We start from the raw sequence: 19,696 nt of genomic DNA, 5'->3' as shown, positions 1-19,696 counted from the left end.
GTCGCCACGCCCTCGGCCCTGTCCAGGACTTCAGGCCGCACCGAACGCCGAGAACGCCCACCCCGTGGCCTGATGCGTGGCGTCCCCGGGCAGCGCGGCCCGCGCGTCGCGCAGCGCCTCCGCCAGGGACAGCCCCGCGTCGAGCCCCTTGTGCAGCGCGAGCATCAGCGGCACCACCGCCGCGTCGTTGACGGGCGCCGTGCACGCCACCACGCCCGCGGTGCCCAGCGGCAGCAGCGCGGTGACCAGGCCGAGCAGCTCGTCGGCGCCGACCGACGCGAAGCGGGCGGTGTCGCAGCAGGACAGGATGATCCGGTACGGGCTGCGGTCAAGGCGCTCGAAGTCGTGCACGATGAGCGGGCCGTCCGCCATCCGCAGCGACGAGAAGAGCGGGCTGTCGGCCCGGAAGGTGCCATGCGCGGCGATGTGCGCGAGAGCGGCCCCGTCGAGCTCCTCCAGCACCCGAGGCACCCGCGCGTCGTCGTCCTCCAGCACCGTCGACCCGCCGTACCGGTCCGCCAGTTCGGGCACCTCGGCGCCCTCGGTCGCCAGCCCCGGCCCCCGCACCAGCACCTGGCGCCCACCGGGCGGCGGCTCGGTCTCCCGGGCCCGCAGCCAGCCGCTCGCCGATGGTGACACGCTGAGCACCCGCTCCCGCAGCGACGGCAGCAGCGCCCACGGCACCCGGTGCAGTCGGCCCGGGGGGACGACGACGACCGGGCCGGACCCGAGCTGCGCCGCCGCCGGACCGAGCAGCAGCTCCTCCAGACGGCGCCCCGCCTCCACCACCAGCGGAAGCCGTGCCTCCGCCCCGGGGTGGGCCAGCCGCCGCAGCCCCGCCTGCACATGCTCGGCCTCGGTCACCGCGTCCGCCAGCAGCCCCGCCTCGAACCGCCGCACCCGCCCCTGCCCGCACAGCAGCACCTGGACACGCCCGTCCAGCACGGCGAGTTCGACCAGACGTATCCCGTCCCCCAGCCGCTCCAGCAGCCTCGCCGGGTCGAACCGGCTGCCGTAGCCGGGCGCGTCCCCCCGGATGTGCAGGGTCCGGGAGCGGATCTCCCGCTCCAGCCGGCGCTGTTCGCGATCCAGCGCCGGCACCGGACGGCCCTCCATGCGGGCCTCCTCCGCGCGCGCCGCGATCTCGCGGAACGCGGTCAGATCGCCGAGGAGCGTCGGATCGGCCGGCGGACGGGTGGGTGGCGTGGACAGCGCGGTGGCCCGCCAGCGCTCGCTCCACACCAGCAGCCGGCGCGGACCGGAGCCGAGACTTGCCTGCTGGGCCAGCGCGGCGAGTTCGGCACCCTGGGCGGTGGCCCGGGCCCGCAGCTCCGCGGCGCCCAGCGTCATCCGGTGATCGTCGAGCACGTCCAGGCCGCGCCGGCAGGCCTCCAGCACGCCCCGCCCGGACCCCGCCGCCCGGGCCCGCAGCGCCTGTGCCGCCCAGCCCGTCATCCGGGCCAGCGGCGGACCGCTGTGTCTGCTGCGGGCCGCGACGGCCAGATGCCGTTCCGCGTCGGCCGTCCAGCCCAGCCCGAGCGCGATCCGGCCCGCGAGCAACGAGGCCTCCGGCGCGGCCGGTGCGCCGAACGAGGCCAGCTTCTCGGCCACTTCGGCCGCGTCGGCGACCAGCCGCCCCGAACCACGCCCCGCCATGACCCGCGCCTCGATCAGCACCAGCCGGGCATGCGTCTCCCACCAGGGGCGGCGCTGCGCGGCGAACAGCCGCACGGCGAGCGCGGCCCGCGCGATCGCCGTATGGGGATCGCCCGCGAGACGCGCGGCACGCGCGGCGGCCAGCAGCAGCTCCGCCTTGCGGGTGGACTGCCCGCCGATCCGGTCGAGCACCCCGATCGCCGCGTCCGCCTCGGCCAGCGCCTCCGGGACGAGCCCGGCGGCCATCAGGACCTCGCAGCGCCGGATGTAGAGCATGAACGACGGCGTGCCGAGCTTGGCGTACCGCTCCTCGGCGTCGTCCAGCAGCCGCAACGCGACCGGGACGTCCCCGGACCGGAACGCGGCCAGACCCCGGCTCTCCACCACATCGGCCTTGTCGTGGTCCTGCCCGGTGGTGTCCCACAGCGCCTCGGCCGCGGTGAAGTCGGCGTCCGCCCGCTCCGCCGCGCCCAGCGCCAGATGCACGGTCGCGCGCAGGGTGAGCGCCCGCGCGGTCCAGATCACGTCGTCCGCCTGCCGCAGCACGGGGATCGCCCGGCGTACGTCCTCCAGCGCCTCCCGGTGCCGGCCGAGGACCCACGAGGCGAAGGCACGGCGGAACAGGACGCGCGCGCGGGTGTGTCCGCTGCCGATCGCGACACCCCGCTCCAGCGCGTCCAGGCCCTCCCGGGTGCGCCCCGCGTGCACCAGGGCCACCCCGAGCGCGGCCAGCACATCCGCCTCGCGGTCGGCCGACTCGGCGCGCGCCGCGAGATCGCGGGCGCGCCGCAGATGCTCCAGCGCGATCCTCAGGTCGCCCCAGTCCCGTTGCCAGATACCGATGACCTGGTGGGCGACGGAGGCGTGCAGCGGTAGGGGATCGGAGCCGAGTACCTCTTCCGCCCTCGCCAGGGCCTGGTTGGGGGCGGCGAACACCATGGGCAGCAGTTCGAGAACCGAGTCGCTTCTCGCCGTCACTCAACGGATGGTAGTGCTCCGGGTAGGGCGCCACACAGGTTTGGCGCTGTATCAATCAACGGCCCCGCGACTCTGACTGACGACCACCGCCCAGCGGGAGGACACGCCATGGCACCACAGCGATTCAACGAGCAGTTCGACCAGATCCAGCGTTCCATGCCCGACGTCGCCCTGGCACTGGGGCCCGACGATTCGGCCGAGTTCATCTACGAGAAGGGTGTGGTCCTCGCCCGGGACGGTGAGGAGGCGGCACTCGTCGAGGACACCGTGCGCAGCCACTTCACCGCCGCGACCGGTCTGAGCGGCGACCAGGTGCGCCGGGCCGGCCCGCAGACCAACCGCTCCGGCATCACCCGTATCCAGGTCGGCGACCCCGGCCACGGCGACCGGCGCGCCGACCGGGCCGTCGCGGGCGCCCTGCGCGCCATGCGCGAGCCGGAGGGACGCGCCGGACGCCGTCTCGTCAGCCGCAACCACGTGGTGTCGATCGCGGTGAACTCCTGTCCCGGCGACGAGCCTGTGCCCGCCCCGCTCAACCAGGGCACCAACCCGGCCCCCGCCGAGGCGGGTCATGACGCGGACACCGCCGTCGGCGTCCTCGTCATCGACAACGGCCTCACCCACGACCACCAGCTGGTCCCGCTCCTGGCCCACGTCCAGGGCGACCTGCACGGCAACGAGACCGACCCGCAGGGCAACCTGCTCCAGTACGTCGGTCACGGCACCTTCATCGCCGGGATACTCGCGGCCATCGCGCCCAACACGGACATCACCGTGCGCAACACCCTCAACGACGCCGGTGCCATCCTCGAATCCGACTTCGGCGAGGCGCTGTTCGCCGCCGTCGACGAGGGCGGCTGGCCCGACATCATCAGCCTGTCCGCGGGCACCTCCAACGGCCGCACCGACGGACTGCTCGGCGTGGACGCCTTCATGCGGGAACTCCGCCAGCAGCGCACCCTGTTGGTCGCCGCGGCCGGCAACAACGCCAGCGCCACGCCGTTCTGGCCCGCCGCCTACGCCTCGCTGCCCGACTACGCGGGCTCGGTCCTGTCGATCGGCGCGCTGCGCACCGACGGCGACCACGGCGCCTGCTTCAGCAACCACGGCTCCTGGGTCAACGCCTACGCCCCCGGCGAGCGCCTCACCAGCACCCTCACCGGCTTCGACGCACCCATCCCGTACGTGTACCAGCACTCCACGTACGAGGCCTGCCGCTTCCACTTCAGCTACCTGTGCACCTGCCAGCACCCGCGCCACGCGGGCGTGCTGAGCGACGACGGCACCCCCGCCAAGCCGGACCAGGTGATGTTCGACGGCTTCGCGCACTGGAGCGGCACCTCCTTCGCCACCCCTGCCGCCGCCGGCATGGTGGCCGCCTACATGACCGCCAACAAGGAGGGCGACCCGCGGGCCGCCCGGCAGCAACTGATCGCCGCCAACACCGAGTTCGCGGAGGTGCGAGGGGCGCACGTCACCGCGCTCATTCCGCCGACCTGGCGCCCGAGCACGGCTGTCCGACTGTGAGGGCCGAACTCGCCCCCGTCACGGCGTACGATGACATGCCGTACACGAGGGGTGGGGCCGTGGACCGAGCAGATGTCGGCGCGCTGGTCCAGTCCGCCGTCGACGGTGACGCTGCGGCCTGGAAAGCGCTCGTGGAAGGGCTGAGCCCGCTGGTGTGGTCCGTCGTGCGCGCGCACCGGCTGTCCGACGCCGACGCGCACGAGGTGTACCAGACGGTGTGGTTCCGCTTCGCCCAGCATCTCGGCCGGATCCGTGAACCGCAGAAGGCCGGCTCGTGGCTGGCGAGCACCGCGCGGCACGAATGCCTGAAGGTGCTCAAGAGCTTAAGGCGGCTGACGCCCACGGACGATCCGCACCTGCTCGACCGGGTCAGCGAGGACCGCACCCCCGAGCAGTCGCTGCTCGACTCCGAGGAGGCGGCCGTGCAAAGCGAGCGGATCCGTCATCTGTGGCAGGAGTTCGAGGAACTCGGCGACCGCTGCCGGCAGTTGCTGCGCATCCTGATGGCCTCACCGCCGCCCAGCTACCAGGAGGTCTCCTCGGCCCTGGGTATCGCCGTGGGCAGCATCGGACCCCTGCGCCAGCGCTGTCTGCGCCGGCTGCGGGCACGCATGGAAGCAAGGGGGGCGGTGTGAACACCGTGAACGACGACTTCGACGAAGAGGCCCACGACGGCGAGGAGTTCGACGTCGACCTGCTGGAGGAGGAACTCCGTCAGGCAGCCTCGATCCTCGATCCGGTACCGGCCCAGCTGCGCGAGATGGCCGTCGCGGCCTACGCGCTGCACGACCTGGACGCCCGCATCGCCGAGCTGACCTTCGACTCGGTGGTCGACGCCATCCCCGTGCGGGGAGCCGTCGACGCACCGCGGATGCTGACCTTCCGCGCAGGCGAGGTCACCGTCGACGTCGAGGTGACCGGACAGGAGCTGCTGGGGCAGGTGCTGCCGCCCCAGCAGGCCCTGATCGAGGTGCTCACCGGCCCTCAGGCGGCCGCGCCCCTGGTCACCGACGACATGGGCCGCTTCACCGGCGACGCGCCGCCCGTCGGCCCCTTCGCGCTGCGGCTGCGGGCGGGCGGGGACGTCGTGGTCACGGAGTGGCTGCGGGTCTGAGCCCGCTGCGAGAGTCGGCCTACCAGGTCACGGGGAGCGACCGGGGTCCGCGGATCATCGTTCTGCGGCGCCAGGGGACCTGGTCGGCCGGGACCGCGAGACGCAGACCGGGCAGCCGGTCGAGCAGGGTCTCGACCAGCAGCTCGATCTGCAGCCGGGCGAGGACGGCGCCGGTGCAGTAGTGGACGCCGTTGCCGAAGGACAGGTGCGGGTTGGGGTCGCGGTCGGCGTCGATCCGGTCGGGGGACGGGAAGACGTCGGGGTCGCGGTTGGCGGCGAGATAGGAGACGTAGACCGCCTCGCCCGCCCCGATCCGCACCCCGTGCAGGTCGACGTCCTCCAGGGCGATCCGGGCCAGGCCGACCGAGGAGCGGTGCGGGATGTAGCGGAGCAGTTCGTCGAGGACGGGGCCGCGCTCCGCGGGTCGTTCCCGCATCCTCGCCATCAACTCGGGGCGCGTGAGCAGCAGATACAGCATCTGGCCGCAGTTGTGGGTGACGGCCTCACCGCCGATCTGCAACGGCGCGGCCAGCCCGACCGCTTCCGCCTCGCTGATCTCGCCCCGCCGCACGGCCGAGCCGATCAGCGAGTACACGTCGTCACTCTCGCTGTGGGCGCGCGCCCGGACGGTGTCCAAGATCCAGCCGAACATGCCCTTCTTGGCCTCCGCGGAAGCCTCGGCCCCGCCCTTGGTGGAGACGATCTGCGCCGCCCAGGCGTGCATCCGCTCCCGGTCGGCGGCGGGCACCCCCATGACCTCGCAGATCACGGCGACCGGGAAGGGCTCCAGCACCCGCTCGACGAGATCGGCGGGCGGCCCCTCCCGCAGAACACCCTCCACCAGCGGGTCCAGGATCTCCTGCGCGCGAGGCCGCAGCCGCTTCATCGCGCTCACCGTGAACGCGCCGGCCACCGTCTTGCGCAGCCGGTTGTGATCGGGCTGGTCGGCCCACGCCGGGGAGCCCGGCTGCGGACTGAAGTGCGGGGCGATCCGGGTGACCTGACGGGTCATCCCCGCGGTCCGGCTGAAGCGCGGATCGTTGGTGATGGCCCTGACGTCCTGGTAGCGGGTGGCCAGCCACGCCCAGCCCTCGCCGAACGGCAGCCGGATGCGGGTCAGCGGCCCTTCCCGCATGAGGTCGGCAAGGATCGGATCGAACTCGGTGCCGTCGAGGTCGAGGGTGGGCCAGTCCCGTACGTCGGGCAGATCCTGGCCGGTCAGCGTGCTGGTCTCCTCGCTCATGCCCCCCAGCCTCACCGGCCCTGTGGTGCCTGTCGCGCGGGAGTGCTCCAGCCGGAGGTCAGCGGGTGACGGCGTCGACGAGCGCGGCGAGGGCCGACGCCAGAATCCGCAGCCCGGGGCCGGCGGGCCCGCCGGGTTCGCTCATGTAGGTGTCCCGCCGGATCTCCACCATCAGCGCGGACACGCGGGGATCACGGCCGTAGAACTCCAACGGCACGTACGTCCCGCTGAACGGACTGTCCAGCCCGATCCCCCCACAGCCCGCGAACGCCTCCTGAGCGGCTTCGACCAGCTCGGGAGGGGTGTGGAAGGCGTCGGTCCCCAGACACACCGGCGGCCTCGGGCCGTCGCCGTGCAGTTCGTAGGGGAGCGGTGCGGTGGGGTAGGAGTGCACGTCGACGATCACGGCCCGCCCCGTGGCGGCGAGCCGCCCGGCCACGGCATCGGTCATGGCCCGCGCGTACGGCCGGAAGTACCGCGCGATCAACGGCTCGGGATCGAAGCCCTCGGGCCGCAGGGGCGCGCGCCGGGTCGTCCGGGTGTACACGGCGCCCATCCCGACCGCGAGCATCTCCTCCCGCTCGTCCGGGAAGCGCTCGGGATCGACGACCAGCCGGGAGAGCCGGTTCACGAACCGCCACGGAGCGACGCGCGACGCCCCGGCCGCCTGTGCGGCGAGCTCCGCGGTGTGCGCGTCGACGATGTGGTCCAGCTCCCGCTCCAGCGCGGCGCCCTTCGGCACGATCCCCGCCCGCACCTCGACCGGTGTCTCCCGCGCCGAATGCGGCACATGCAGGATCACGGGCGACTCCCCGGCTCCGGGCACCAGCTCGAAGGACGGTTCGGCAGAGGTCATGCGGCGGCTCCCGGGGCATTGTCAGTGGCGTGGTGCAGGATCACGGGCGACTCCCCGGCTCCGGGCACCAGCTCGAAGGACGGTTCGGTAGAGGTCATGCGGCGGCTCCGGGGGCATTGTCAGTGGCGTGGTGCACGATCACAGCATGAACATCAGCAATCCGCAGGTGGCCGCGCATCCGTTCCTCAAGGCGCTGTACGCGGACGACTACTACCCCAACCACGTGCTGGACCGGGGCAGAGAGATCCTGCTGCGCCTGTGCGAGCGGATCGAGACGGAACAGCCCGCCGATCTCGCCGCGCTGTACGTGCTGACGCATGCGGCCACCGAGGAGTTCAACGACCTCGAGGCGGCCTTCGACGAGGCGGGCAGCGAGATCGAGACCGTCGCGCGGGAGGAGATAGGCGAGCAGTTCTGGTTCATCGCCCACGCCTACGGCTTCGCGGACGCGGACGCGGAGGAGCTGATCTCCGCACGGAACTGGTGAGACGCACCCCGCCCCGGCCGGGAGAACCCGACCGGGGCGGAGCCGTACGGAGTGCTTGCGTCAGCTCAGGGACGCCAGCGCGTCGTTCCACGTCGTGGACGGGCGCATGATCTTCGCGGCCTTGGCCGGGTCGGGCTGGTAGTAGCCGCCGATGTCGGCCGGCTTGCCCTGGACGGCGCCCAGCTCGTCGACGATCTTCTGCTCGTTGGAGGCGAGGGTCTCGGCGAGCGGCGCGAAGGCCTTCGCCAGGTCCGCGTCCTCGGTCTGCGCCGCCAGCTCCTGCGCCCAGTACAGGGACAGGAAGAAGTGGCTGCCGCGGTTGTCGATGCCGCCGACGCGACGGGTCGGGGACTTGTCCTCGTTGAGGAAGGTCGCCGTGGCGCGGTCGAGGGTGTCGGCGAGGACCTTGGCCTTCGGGTTGCCGGTGGCCGTCGCGCACTGCTCCAGGGAGGGGACCAGCGCGAAGAACTCACCGAGGGAGTCCCAGCGCAGGTAGTTCTCCTTGACCAGCTGCTGGACGTGCTTGGGCGCGGAACCGCCGGCGCCCGTCTCGAAGAGGCCGCCGCCCGCCATCAGCGGGACGACCGACAGCATCTTGGCGCTGGTGCCCAGCTCCAGGATGGGGAAGAGGTCGGTGAGGTAGTCGCGCAGCACGTTGCCGGTGACCGAGATGGTGTTCTCGCCGCGGCGGATGCGCTCCACCGACAGCTTCGTCGCCTCGACCGGGGCGAGGATCCGGATGTCCAGGCCCTCGGTGTCGTGCTCCGGCAGGTACGCGTTGACCTTGGCGATCAGGTTGGCGTCGTGCGCGCGGGTCTCGTCCAGCCAGAACACGGCCGGGTCACCGGTGGCGCGGGCGCGGGTGACGGCGAGCTTCACCCAGTCCTTGATCGGCGCGTCCTTGGTCTGGCAGGCACGGAAGATGTCGCCCTCGGCGACCGGCTGCTCGATGAGGACGTTGCCGGCCTGGTCGACCAGACGGACCGTACCGGCCGCCTTGATCTCGAAGGTCTTGTCGTGGGAGCCGTACTCCTCGGCCTTCTGCGCCATGAGGCCGACGTTGGGGACCGAGCCCATGGTCGAGGGGTCGTAGGCGCCGTTGGCGCGGCAGTCGTCGACGACGACCTGGTAGACACCGGCGTAGGAGGAGTCCGGGAGGACCGCGAGGGTGTCGGCCTCCTGGCCGTCCGGGCCCCACATGTGGCCGGAGGTGCGGATCATGGCCGGCATCGAGGCGTCGACGATGACGTCGGACGGCACGTGCAGGTTGGTGATGCCCTTGTCGGAGTCGACCATGGCCAGGGCCGGGCCCTCGGCGAGCTCGGCGTCGAAGGACGCCTTGATCGCGGCACCCTCCGGCAGGGACTCCAGGCCCTTGTAGATGCCGCCCAGACCGTCGTTCGGGGTCAGGCCGGCCGCGGCGAGCGCGGTGCCGTACTGCGCGAAGGTCTTCGGGAAGAACGCGCGGAGCACGTGACCGAAGATGATCGGGTCGGAGACCTTCATCATCGTGGCCTTCAGGTGCACGGAGAACAGCACGCCCTGGGCCTTGGCCTCGGCGATCTGCGCCGTCAGGAACTCCCGCAGCGCGGCCACGTGCAGCACGGACGCATCGACGACCTCACCCTCGAGGACCGGTACCGACTCGCGCAGCACCGTGGTGGCGCCGTCCTCGGCGACCAGCTCGATCCGCAGCGCACCCGCCTCGGAGATCACGACGGACTTCTCGGTGGAGCGGAAGTCGTTCTGCCCCATGGTCGCCACGTTCGTCTTGGACTCCGACGACCAGGCGCCCATGCGGTGCGGGTGGTTCTTGGCGTAGTTCTTGACCGAGGCGGGGGCGCGCCGGTCGGAGTTGCCCTCACGCAGGACCGGGTTCACCGCGGAACCCTTGATCTTGTCGTAGCGGGCCTGGATGTCCCGCTCCTCGTCGGTCTTCGGGTCGTCGGGGTAGGCCGGCAGCGCGTAGCCCTGCGCCTGCAGCTCGGCGACCGCGGCCTTGAGCTGCGGGATGGACGCCGAGATGTTCGGCAGCTTGATGATGTTCGCCTCGGGCGTCTTCGCCAGTTCGCCCAGCTCGTGCAGGGCGTCCGGGATGCGCTGGTCCTCGGTCAGGTACTCCGGGAACACCGCGATGATGCGCCCGGCCAGCGAGATGTCCCGCGTCTCCACGGCGACACCCGCCTGCGAGGCGTACGCCTGGACCACCGGCAGGAAGGAATACGTCGCCAGGGCCGGGGCCTCGTCAGTGTGCGTATAGATGATGGTCGAGTCAGTCACCGGGTGCTCCGCTCCACGTCTGCAACATTGCTCGACATCAAGATATCTCCTGTCCGTCCGAGGCTCGACAGCGGTCCGCGCACGCTGTCCGAGAACCTGTGTGTCCTCTGAGGCCGCCAAGGCGTCTGATCCCGTGGCCATGCGGAGTGATCGCCATTTTCACGCGACGGCTGGGCCGACCGCTCGGCCGCCCGAACGAAAGCGGGCCCATGAGATATCGCACCAGATTGACTGCTCCTCCGGCTGCAGCAGGAGGACTCCTGGCTCACGCCGCTCGGTCGCTCAACGAGTGATCGAGTGATCGAGTCTTACGCGATCAGCGCCAGCCGGGGTCAGACCCGCCCGGACGAGCATCACATGTGCTTCTTGTCCCTGGGGGATACGGCTCCGCACGCGGTGCAAGTGTAAGTGCGCTCACCCAGCGGCAGTACGTGCTTGGCTCTCGCTCCGCATTGCGCGCAGTCCATCGTGGTGTACGCGGGGTGTACCAGGTGCACGCGGCGTGCGTGCTTGCGTCCCATCTCGATCAGGGCCTGTTCGGTGGCGCCGATGGCAGCGTCAGCGGCTTTTCTGGCCATGGTGGTCTTGGCGAGGAACTTCGGCTTGAAGTCCTCTACCGCGAGGGTGTCATGGTCGGTCACCGTCTTCTTCGCCCACTTGCGGCCCGTGTCCTGACGCTGCCGGGCGACCTTCTTGTGCAGCTTGGCCCGCAGGCGTCCGGCCTCTCGGTATCCCTTTGAGGCAGCCTGCCCCTGCTTCGGCCTGCGTCGGGCCATCATCCGGTCGTAGCGGGCCGGCTTCTCCTGGGTCTTCCTGCCGTGTTCGGGGTGTGACAGGTCGTGCGAGGTGCTCGTGGTGGTTGCCGTCTCCCTCACGCCCCAGTCGACACCGATGACGCGACCGGTCTCTGGCGGTGGTTCGGCCTGGACGGGGACCACGAATGAGCAGTACCAGTGTCCCAAGGTGTCCTGATAGACCCGGACGGACGAGGGGGCGGCGGGCAGCTGCCGCGACCACACGACGGTCAGAGCGACGCCGCCTGCCACATGCAGTTTGCCGTCCTTGATACGGAAGCCGCGGCGGGTGTAGTTCAGGGTTGGCGGCGACTCGTGCTTCTTCTTGTACCTCGGCATCCCGGCACGCTGGTGCATCGGCAGCCGTTCCTTGATGTCCTTGACTGCCTTGGCGCGTGACTTGCCGAAGTCGCGGATGAGTTGCTGTTGCGGAACGCTGGAGCCCTCGGCCAACCAAGGCGTGACCGCGCGGGCCTTGGTCAACATCTTGTCCAGTCCAGCGGGCCCGACCTTCTCGCCTTCGGTGTGTGCCTTCTTCGAGCGAGCCACGCACTCGTTCCAGATCCAGCGGCACCTGTCCCACTCCGCCATCAGAGCAGCACGGGCCGTGGACGACATGCGAAGTCGGTAGGTGTACCGGGCGTGCCCGGCGTCCTGCACGCCCGGCTGACAGCTCAGGCCGCAATTGATCGGCGGTCCGTCAACTCCGAGATCCTGCATCTGTTGGAGGTCGCTCTTGGTGCTCCCGTGGGGAGTGCCGAATCTTCAAGCGGCGATTCGCCTTCTCCTGCTCGGCCGGCCGGGAAGCCGGATACCTCCCCGGCCTGAAGGTCGAGATGTCCTCCCCAGCGGATGCCCGGCCCCCCGGACTGGACAGTGACGCCGGTGAACTAGTCACCGCGCCGGCCCGAGAGTCGGCCGAGCGGATACCACGACAACTCGGCGACTTTGTAAGGGCTCAGTCGAAGCGGGCGGCGGTCACTTCGCCCGCTTCCCCGGCACCTCGCTGCTGCGGGATGACCACGGCACCCTGCTGAAGGGCCACCGTGCGCGTCGGCGCGGGGATGCGGATGCCCTCCGCGCGGTAGCGCTTGTGCAGGCGCTTGATGAACTCGTGCTTGATGCGGAACTGGTCGCTGAACTCGCCGACGCCCAGGATGACCGTGAAGCCGATCCGGGAGTCGCCGAAGGTGTGGAAGCGGACCAGCGGTTCGTGGTCGGGGACCGCGCCGGTGATCTCGGTCATCACCTCGGCGACGACCTCGATGGTCACCCGCTCGACGTGCTCCAGGTCGCTGTCGTAGGCGACCCCGACCTGGACCAGGATCGTCAACTGCTGCTCGGGGCGCATGAAGTTGGTCATGTTCGACTTCGCGAGCTCCCCGTTGGGGATGACGACGAGGTTGTTGGAGAGCGCCCGGACCGTCGTCTGACGCCAGTTGATGTCCTCGACATAGCCCTCCTCGCCGCTGCTCAGCCGGATGTAGTCACCGGGCTGGACGGTCTTGGAGGCGAGGATGTGGATGCCCGCGAAGAGGTTGGCGAGGGTGTCCTGGAGGGCGAGCGCGACCGCCAAGCCGCCGACGCCGAGGGCGGTGAGCATCGGCGCTATGGAGACGCCCAGGGTCTGCAGCACCACCAGGAAGCCGATCGCCAGCACCAGCACGCGCGTGATGTTGACGAAGATCGTGGCCGAGCCGGCGACGCCGGGACGGGACTGGGTGACCGACCGCATCAGGCTGGCCACCAGCCTGGCCGCCGCCACCGTGACCACGAAGATCAGCAGAACGGTCAGAACCTGGTTGGTGGTGCGCTGGGTCGCCTTCGTCAGCGGCAGCGCCGCCGCGGCGATGGCGATGCCGCCCGCGATCGCCGCCGCGGGCACCACCGTGCGCAGTGCGGCCACGATGACGTCGTCACCGCTCCACTTCGTGCGGTCGGCGTGCTTGCCCAGCCACTTGAGCAGGATCCGCAGCAGGAACGCGGCAACCAGGCCCGCGACCACGGCGATTCCGGGGACGACCAGGTCGTCCATGGTGAGATCCCGTTGAAATGCTGTCACATTGCCACCTGTTCGGAAGTGCTGGATGAGCGGCCGCGCGGACCGTGCGGCGCCACGACGGGCGCGACCGCTCATCCTGCCGTATCCGGCACAGGAGTTCGTAGACGGCCTGGGGGCGGACGCCCCCGCTCAGACGATTCCCTCGGCCAGTTCCGCCTGGTCACGGTCGGAGCCGTACGCCGCCGTGGTGGGCGTCCCGTACGAACGGCGGGCGGCGTACCACCACACGGTGGCGAGAACGAGTACGACGGCGAGGGCCACGGACGCGTAGTTCATCGTGTCGACCGTCACCGGCGAGGACTGCGGCAGACAGAAGAGCACCGTGACGAACGCCACCCACACCACCGCGACCCACCCGATCGGTCTGCTCCACCGCCCCAGGCTCCAGGGGCCCGGCTGGAACCGGTCGCCCGCGCGCAGCCGCAGCAGTACGGGGATGGCGTACGCGGGGGTGATGCCGATGACGTTGATGGCGGTGACCGCGCCGTACGCCGTCGCCGAGTACAGGGACGGCAGGGCGAGGAGGCCGGCCACCGAGACCGACAGCCACACGGCCGCGACCGGGGTCTGGGTGCGGGCGCTGACCTTGCGCCACAGGGCCGAGCCCGGCAGTGCGCCGTCCCGGCTGAACGCGAACACCATCCGGCTGGCGGCGGCGACTTCGGCGTTGCCGCAGAACAGCTGGGCGACGATCACCACGACGAGGAGCGCGCTGGCGCCGTCCGTGCCGAGGCCGTCCAGCAGGATCTGCGCCGGCGGCACCCCGGTGTCGGTGGCCCGGGTGGCGTCGTAGTCCTGGATGGCGAAGGTGAGACCGGCGAGCAGGACGAAGCCCGCTATCCAGGAGACCCAGATGGAGCGGACGATGCCCTTCGCGGCCGACACGGAGGCGTTGGAGGTCTCCTCGGACAGATGGGCGGAGGCGTCGTAGCCGGAGAACGTGTACTGGGCCAGGAGCAGGCCGATCGCCGCCACGTACAAGGGGCTCGACCAGCCGGTGTCGTTGACGAACTCGGTGAAGACGAAGGACGGCGACTGGTGGTGGTCCGGGACGACCGCCAGCGCGCCGACGATGAGCGCGACGCCCGCCAGGTGCCACCACACGCTGATGGAGTTGAGGACGCTGACCAGGCGCACGCCGAAGAGGTTCAGTACGGCGTGCAGCAGCAGGATCACGACGAAGATGAGCATCGTCTTCTCCGGCGTCGGCTCGAAGCCCCACTGGAGATTGGCGAACGCGCCCGCGAACAGGGCCGCGCCGTAGTCGATGCCGGCGATCGCACCCAGCAGACCGAGCAGATTCAGCCAACCTGTGTACCAGCCCCAGCGGCGGCCGCCGAGCCGGTCCGCCATGTAGTAGAGCGCGCCGGATGTCGGGTACGCGCTGGTGACCTCGGCGAGCGCGAGGCCCACGCACAGGACGAACAGGCCGACGCCGGCCCAGCCCCACAGCATCACCGCGGGGCCGCCCGCGCCGAGCCCGAAGCCGTACAGGGTCATGCAGCCGGACAGGATCGAGATCACCGAGAAGCTGATCGCGAAGTTGCCGAAGCCGCCCATGCGCCGGGCGAGGACCGGCCGGTAGCCGAGTTCGCGCAGGCGCTGCTCCTCGTCGTGCGGTGGGCGGCCGTCGGTGGTGCGGGACATGCGTACCTCCGGGACTGGTGGGGGATCACGCGGGGCGGCAGCGCGCCCGGGCCTGGAGGAAGATCTCCACGGCCTGGGCGGTGTCGCCCTGATCGGGGGTGCGGTACGCCCAGGGTTGGGGCGTCCAGTACGGGCCGAGCGCTTCGAACAGCCGTGTGGCGTCGGTGAATTGGAGGGCTCCCCACAGGGCGTGGGCGACATGGTTCAGGTCCAGCAGGGAGCGCTCGGCGGTGAAGGTCTGCTCGAACCAGGCGTACAGTGCGCGCTGGGCCTCGCGGGTGGCGTCCTCGGCGACCCAGTGCAGGTCGAGCGCTGCGTCGCGGCCGCCGGAGCGGCGGTAGCGCTCGACCCGGACGTAGAGCGGCAGGAGGTGCAGCGCGGAGCCCGGGGGAGCGGTGTCGGCGGCCCAGTGCGCGTAACCGGCGGCCTCCGCGAGCCGTCCCGAGGTGCCGTGCTCGTAGAGGAACTGGAGCATCCGGTGGTGGGCCTCGCGGTTGTACGGGTCGCGCTTGTCGGCCTCGGCGAGCAGTCCCCACGGGCCTGGCGGCAGCATCGGCCCGGGCGGTGCCACCCGGTGCTCGGCCCACTGCCGCTCCCGGTCGAGCCGGGCCAGCGCCATCAGACACACCCAGGGGACGGGGTCCGGCGGGGCGGCCCGGGTCGCGGTGTGGCTCGCCCGCCAGGCCTCGTGCCACAGGTCGAGGGTGTGGGGGTGGCCCTCGCGGTGTGCCCGCAACGCCCGTTCCACGCAGACCCTGGCATGCATCACCGTGGCCGGGACGCTGTGCGGTTCCTCCTCGAGCCAGGTGCGCACCACGTCGGTGCCGGCGGCCGCGGTGGCGAGGACCTGGGTGCGCCGGGTCCACTGCCACCAGGCCGTGGTCTCCGTGAGGAGCCGGCGCATCGACATCCAGCGCCCCGTGCGTAACTCCTGGAGGGTGGCGCGCAGTGCGGTGTCGTGGCCTGCGGGATCGTAGGCGGGGCGGGCTCCTTCTCTGGCCATCAGCCTCCCGCCCCGGGCAGCGGGCGGGTTCTGGCGGCAGGGTGGAGTAACAACAGCCCTCCTCTGGGCGGCAGTTGGGGAGCTCACGTCGGTCGCGGCGGTCACTATAGAGGCGGCGGTTCCGCATCTCCCCCCGTTTCCCGATCTTTTCGAACTCCTTTGCGACACCGAAGGGTTGACTCACAGTCAGCTCCGCTTGACGCGATGTGTCCGACGACGGCAGGCTGTCGCACGGTGATCGCCGAGGGATGATCCGACGACATGCCCCCGGGAGGGCTCGATGACAGGTCCGGTGCTCGCTGTCGACCAGGGCACATCCGGCACCAAGGCCCTCGTCGTCTGCCCCGAACGCGGTGTCATCGGCGCCGGCTTCGCCGAGGTGCGGCCGCGCCATCTGCCCGGCGGCCTGGTCGAGGTCGACCCGGAGGACTTGTACGCCTCGGTCGTCGACGCCGGCCACCGCGCGCTGGCCGAGGCGCGCGAACCCGTCGTCGCGCTGGGCCTCGCCAACCAGGGCGAGACCGTGCTCGCCTGGGATCCCGGCACCGGCCGCCCGCTCACCGAGGCGCTCGTCTGGCAGGACCGCCGCGCCGAGTCGGTGTGCGAGGAACTCACCCCGTACGCCGACGAGTTGCGCGAACTGACCGGCCTGCCCCTCGACCCGTACTTCGCCGCGCCCAAGATGGCCTGGATACGCTGCCACCGCACCCGCGAGGGCGTCGTCACCACCACCGACGCCTGGCTCGTCCACCGTCTCACCGGCGCCTACGTCACCGACGCCGCGACCGCCGGCCGCACCCAGCTCCTCGACCTCGACCGCGTCCGCTGGTCACCGCGCGCCCTCGACCTGTACGGACTCGCCGACGAACGGCTCCCCAGGGTCGTCGACAACGCCCAACCAATCGGTGTGACCAAGGAGTTCGGACCCGAAATCCCGCTCACCGGCCTCGCTGTCGACCAGCAGGCCGCCCTGCTCGCCCAGCGCGTCACCGCACCCGGCACCGCCAAGTGCACCTACGGAACCGGGGCCTTCCTCCTCGCCCACACCGGCGACACCCCGAGACGCGGCACCTCCGGGCTGGTCAGCTGTGTCGCCTGGCGGCTCGGCGGAGAAGCGAGCTACTGCCTCGACGGCCAGGTGTACACGGCCGCGTCCGCCGTGCGCTGGCTCACCGACCTCGGCGTCATCAAGGGCGCCGCCGACCTCGACACCGTCGGAGCCACGGTGCCCGACAGCGCCGGCGTCACCTTCGTCCCCGCACTGGCCGGGCTCGCCGCCCCCTGGTGGCGCGGCGACCTGCGCGGTTCGCTCACCGGGCTCGGCCTCGACACGGGTCCCGGCCACGTCGTGCGCGCCCTGTGCGAGGGCATCGCCGCCCAGGTCGCCGAACTCGCCGACGCGGCCGGCACCGACCTCGGCGCGCCCTTCGCCACCCTGCGCGTCGACGGGGGCCTCACCCGCTCCGCCCTGCTCATGCAGACCCAGGCCGACCTGCTGCAACGCCCCGTGGAGGTGTCCGCCCTGCCCGACGCCACCGCGCTCGGCGTCGGCGCCCTGGCCCGGCTGGGCGCACAGCCCGGCCTGACGGTCGCCGAAGCGCTGCCCGACTGGAAGCCGGCCGCCGTCTACGAGCCGCGCATCACTCCCGACGAGGCCGCCGAGCGCCGCGCCGGCTTCCGCACGGAGGTCGCCGCACTGCTCGACCGGACACCCGCATGACGGTCACCACGGCCGGACCGCTGCCCGCCACGACCTACGACGTGGCCGTCGTCGGCGCCGGTGTGGTCGGCTGTGCCATCGCCCGCGAACTCGCCCGCCACCCGCGGCTGCGCGTCGCGCTCGTCGAGGCGCGGGACGACGTGGGGCAGGGCACCTCGAAGGCCAACACGGCGATCCTGCACACCGGGTTCGACGCCGTCCCCGGCTCGCTGGAGGCGCGGCTCGTCCGCGAGGGCTCCCGCCGACTGGCGCGATTCGCCGCCGAGTCGGGCATCGCCGTCGAGCCGGTCGGCGCCCTCCTCGTCGCCTGGGACGAGGAACAGCTCGCCGCGCTGCCCCGCCTCGCGGAGAAGGCCGAGCGCAACGACTACAAGGAGTCCCGGCTGCTCGGCGCGGCCGAGGTGTACGAGCGCGAGCCGCACCTGGGCCCCGGTGCGCTGGGGGCGCTGGAGGTCCCCGGTGAGAGCATCATCGACCCCTGGACCACAACGCTGGCCTACGCCACGCAGGCCGTCCGGCACGGAGTGGACCTGCACCTCAACTGCCGGGTGGAACAAGGCGTCCAGGTCACGACGCGGGGTGCCCTCCACGCCCGTTGGGTGATCAACGCGGCCGGTCTCGACGCCGACACCCTCGACCGGCGGCTCGGCCACCACGACTTCACCGTCACCCCGCGCCGCGGCCAGCTCGTCGTCTTCGACAAGTTCGCCCGGAGCCTGGTCCGCCACATCCTCCTGCCCGTCCCGACAGCCCTCGGCAAGGGCGTCCTGGTGGCACCCACCGTGTACGGCAACGTCCTCCTCGGCCCCACCGCCGAGGACCTCGACGACCGACAGGCCACGCAGTCCTCCGCCGAAGGCCTGTCCCAGTTGCGCGAGAAGGGCCGCCGCGTCCTGCCCGCACTGCTCGACGAGGAGGTCACCGCCGTCTACGCCGGACTGCGCGCCGCCACCGAGCACGACGACTACCGCATCCACGTCCACCCGGAACAGTCCTACGTCACGGTGGGCGGCATCCGCTCGACCGGCCTGACCGCCTCGCTCGCCATCGCGGGACATGTCGTCGGACAACTCACCGAGCACGGGCTCGACCTGGGACCCGCGCGCGACCTGGATCCCGTGCACATGCCCAACCTCGGCGAAGCCTTCCCCCGCCCCTACCAGCGTCCCGAACTCATCGCCGCCGACCCGGAGTACGGCACCCTCGTCTGCCACTGCGAACGCGTCTCCCGCGGCGAGATCCGCGACGCCCTGGCCAGTACGGTCCCGCCGGGAGGCCTCGACGGGCTGCGCCGCCGCACCCGGGCCCGGTCGGGACGCTGCCAGGGGTTCTACTGCGGAGCGGCCGTGCGGGAGCTGTTCGAGGAGGCCCGGAGGTGACGCGCAGGGTCGACGTCCTCGTGGTGGGTGCCGGTCCCGCGGGTCTCGCCGCCGCGGCCCGCCTGGCCGTCGGCGGCGCCGGGAGGGTCGAGGTGCTGGACCGGGAGCAACGGGCCGGGGGAGTGCCACGGCACTGCGCGCACGGCGGCTACGGCACCTGGCTGCATCCGCTGACCGGTCCCGGGTACGCACGGCTCCTCGTGGACGCGGCGCTGCGGACCGGGGCGGTCGTACGGACCGGAGTGAGTGTCCTCGACTGGGCGGGCCCGCCCCACGGCCCCCTCGCGCTCGCCACCGTCGGCCGGGACGGCCCCGAGACCATCGAGGCGCGGGCCGTGATCCTGGCCACCGGCGCCCGCGAACGACCGCGCGCCGCCCGCCTGGTGCCGGGGACCCGGCCGGCCGGTGTCTGCACCACCGGTGAACTTCAGCAGGCCGTGCACCTGTACGGGCAGCGGATCGGGACGCGGGCGGTGATCGTCGGTGCGGAAGGCGTCTCGTACTCGGCCGCCGACACGGTACGGGCCGCAGGAGCCGACGTCGTCGCCATGGTCACGGAGTCGGACCGGGCACGGACCACCCGGCTCCGCGCCCAGGACGCCCGCCTTCGCCGACGCGTCCCCCTGCTCACCGGCACCGCGGTCGTCGAACTCCTCGGCCACGGACGGCTGTCCGGCGTCCGTGTCCGGCACCGAGACGGTCGTACGGCTGTCCTGGCGTGCGACACCGTCGTGTTCACCGGCGACTTCGTGCCCGAGAACGAGCTGGCGCGCAGCGGAGGGCTGACCCTGGCCCCCGAGACCTCACGGCCCGGAGTCTTTGCCGCCGGCGGTCTGCTGCACCCGGGGCAGAGCGCGGCCGACGCCGCCCGTGCCGGTGCGCGGGTGGCCGTCACCGTCCAGGGGTTCTTGAACGACCCGTGCCGCCCTGCCCCGGAGGCGAACCTGGCG

Annotated in this window: 13 protein-coding genes and 2 pseudogenes; 7 read left to right on the top strand and 8 right to left on the bottom strand. The window is 71.8% G+C overall.

What is annotated here, in order from left to right; translation table 11 throughout:
* Positions 1-30 precede the first annotated feature (30 nt).
* Complete coding sequence (locus QF037_RS08200; protein ID WP_307037056.1) at positions 31-2,595, bottom strand: CHAT domain-containing protein; 2,565 nt, start codon at positions 2,593-2,595, stop codon at positions 31-33.
* Between the two features lie 147 nt (positions 2,596-2,742).
* Between QF037_RS08200 and QF037_RS08195 the strand changes: the two genes are divergently transcribed.
* Genes QF037_RS08195 through QF037_RS08185 form a run of 3 tightly spaced genes read left to right on the top strand, consistent with a single transcriptional unit; the run spans position 2,743 to position 5,275 of the window.
* The gene (locus tag QF037_RS08195) at positions 2,743-4,161 is read left to right on the top strand and encodes a S8/S53 family peptidase (RefSeq protein WP_307023330.1); all 1,419 of its coding nucleotides are present in this window, start codon (positions 2,743-2,745) and stop codon (positions 4,159-4,161) included.
* Between the two features lie 59 nt (positions 4,162-4,220).
* The gene (locus tag QF037_RS08190; RefSeq protein ID WP_307023328.1) at positions 4,221-4,796 is read left to right on the top strand and encodes an RNA polymerase sigma factor; all 576 of its coding nucleotides are present in this window, start codon (positions 4,221-4,223) and stop codon (positions 4,794-4,796) included.
* Positions 4,797-4,801: 5 nt separating this feature from the next.
* Positions 4,802-5,275: a hypothetical protein gene (locus tag QF037_RS08185; RefSeq protein WP_307037054.1), complete on the top strand. Its 474-nt coding sequence runs from the start codon at positions 4,802-4,804 to the stop codon at positions 5,273-5,275.
* Between the two features lie 19 nt (positions 5,276-5,294).
* On the opposite strand, the gene QF037_RS08180 is transcribed toward QF037_RS08185, so the two are convergent.
* Positions 5,295-6,518, bottom strand: a complete 1,224-nt coding sequence (locus tag QF037_RS08180) for a cytochrome P450 (RefSeq protein ID WP_307023326.1) — start codon at positions 6,516-6,518, stop codon at positions 5,295-5,297.
* Positions 6,519-6,576: 58 nt separating this feature from the next.
* Complete coding sequence (locus QF037_RS08175; protein WP_307023324.1) at positions 6,577-7,374, bottom strand: N-formylglutamate amidohydrolase; 798 nt, start codon at positions 7,372-7,374, stop codon at positions 6,577-6,579.
* A 145-nt stretch (positions 7,375-7,519) separates the two neighbouring features.
* Between QF037_RS08175 and QF037_RS08170 the strand changes: the two genes are divergently transcribed.
* Positions 7,520-7,861 carry a DUF5713 family protein gene (locus QF037_RS08170; protein WP_307023322.1) on the top strand — a complete coding sequence of 114 codons (342 nt, stop codon included), beginning with the start codon at positions 7,520-7,522 and terminating at the stop codon, positions 7,859-7,861.
* A 60-nt stretch (positions 7,862-7,921) separates the two neighbouring features.
* Here QF037_RS08170 and QF037_RS08165 read toward each other — a convergent pair whose 3' ends face one another.
* The 5 genes and pseudogenes from QF037_RS08165 to QF037_RS08145 form a co-directional block, all read right to left on the bottom strand.
* Positions 7,922-10,141: an NADP-dependent isocitrate dehydrogenase gene (locus tag QF037_RS08165; protein ID WP_307023320.1), complete on the bottom strand. Its 2,220-nt coding sequence runs from the start codon at positions 10,139-10,141 to the stop codon at positions 7,922-7,924.
* A gap of 282 nt (positions 10,142-10,423) precedes the next feature.
* Positions 10,424-11,553: pseudogene (locus QF037_RS08160) on the bottom strand (RNA-guided endonuclease InsQ/TnpB family protein).
* A gap of 340 nt (positions 11,554-11,893) precedes the next feature.
* Positions 11,894-12,970, bottom strand: a complete 1,077-nt coding sequence (locus QF037_RS08155) for a mechanosensitive ion channel family protein (RefSeq protein WP_307037051.1) — start codon at positions 12,968-12,970, stop codon at positions 11,894-11,896.
* A gap of 156 nt (positions 12,971-13,126) precedes the next feature.
* On the bottom strand, positions 13,127-14,644 hold the full coding sequence (locus QF037_RS08150; RefSeq protein WP_307023318.1) for an amino acid permease: 1,518 nt from the start codon (positions 14,642-14,644) through the stop codon (positions 13,127-13,129).
* A 25-nt stretch (positions 14,645-14,669) separates the two neighbouring features.
* Positions 14,670-15,647: a hypothetical protein gene (locus tag QF037_RS08145; protein WP_307023316.1), complete on the bottom strand. Its 978-nt coding sequence runs from the start codon at positions 15,645-15,647 to the stop codon at positions 14,670-14,672.
* A gap of 280 nt (positions 15,648-15,927) precedes the next feature.
* Between QF037_RS08145 and QF037_RS08140 the strand changes: the two genes are divergently transcribed.
* From QF037_RS08140 to QF037_RS08130, 3 genes and pseudogenes are all read left to right on the top strand, one after another.
* On the top strand, positions 15,928-17,367 hold the full coding sequence (locus tag QF037_RS08140) for an FGGY family carbohydrate kinase (RefSeq protein ID WP_307023315.1): 1,440 nt from the start codon (positions 15,928-15,930) through the stop codon (positions 17,365-17,367).
* A complete protein-coding gene (locus QF037_RS08135; protein WP_307023313.1) occupies positions 17,364-18,746 on the top strand; it encodes an FAD-dependent oxidoreductase in 1,383 nt (460 codons plus the stop codon). Before QF037_RS08140 ends, QF037_RS08135 begins: the two co-directional genes overlap by 4 nt.
* Positions 18,743-19,675 (top strand): annotated as a pseudogene (locus QF037_RS08130) (NAD(P)/FAD-dependent oxidoreductase); the annotation flags it as partial. The gene QF037_RS08135 and the pseudogene QF037_RS08130, both read left to right, overlap by 4 nt.
* Positions 19,676-19,696: the final 21 nt, after the last annotated feature.

It is taken from the genome of Streptomyces canus (assembly GCF_030815415.1).
GTDB classification, from domain to species: domain Bacteria; phylum Actinomycetota; class Actinomycetes; order Streptomycetales; family Streptomycetaceae; genus Streptomyces; species Streptomyces canus_F.
The sequence above is the reverse complement of the archived record's forward strand: the minus strand, read 5'-3'. Positions and strand labels throughout refer to the sequence as shown.

Excerpts from the sequence above, each read along its gene's own strand:
- QF037_RS08155 (WP_307037051.1), bottom strand. The coding sequence starts at position 12,970 with ATGGACGACCTGGTCGTCCCCGGAATCGCCGTGGTCGCGGGCCTGGTT.
- QF037_RS08140 (WP_307023315.1), top strand. The coding sequence starts at position 15,928 with ATGACAGGTCCGGTGCTCGCTGTCGACCAGGGCACATCCGGCACCAAG.
- QF037_RS08150 (WP_307023318.1), bottom strand. The coding sequence starts at position 14,644 with ATGTCCCGCACCACCGACGGCCGCCCACCGCACGACGAGGAGCAGCGC.
- QF037_RS08135 (WP_307023313.1), top strand. The coding sequence starts at position 17,364 with ATGACGGTCACCACGGCCGGACCGCTGCCCGCCACGACCTACGACGTG.
- QF037_RS08195 (WP_307023330.1), top strand. The coding sequence starts at position 2,743 with ATGGCACCACAGCGATTCAACGAGCAGTTCGACCAGATCCAGCGTTCC.
- QF037_RS08175 (WP_307023324.1), bottom strand. The coding sequence starts at position 7,374 with ATGACCTCTGCCGAACCGTCCTTCGAGCTGGTGCCCGGAGCCGGGGAG.
- QF037_RS08170 (WP_307023322.1), top strand. The coding sequence starts at position 7,520 with ATGAACATCAGCAATCCGCAGGTGGCCGCGCATCCGTTCCTCAAGGCG.
- QF037_RS08180 (WP_307023326.1), bottom strand. The coding sequence starts at position 6,518 with ATGAGCGAGGAGACCAGCACGCTGACCGGCCAGGATCTGCCCGACGTA.
- QF037_RS08200 (WP_307037056.1), bottom strand. The coding sequence starts at position 2,595 with ATGGTGTTCGCCGCCCCCAACCAGGCCCTGGCGAGGGCGGAAGAGGTA.
- QF037_RS08145 (WP_307023316.1), bottom strand. The coding sequence starts at position 15,647 with ATGGCCAGAGAAGGAGCCCGCCCCGCCTACGATCCCGCAGGCCACGAC.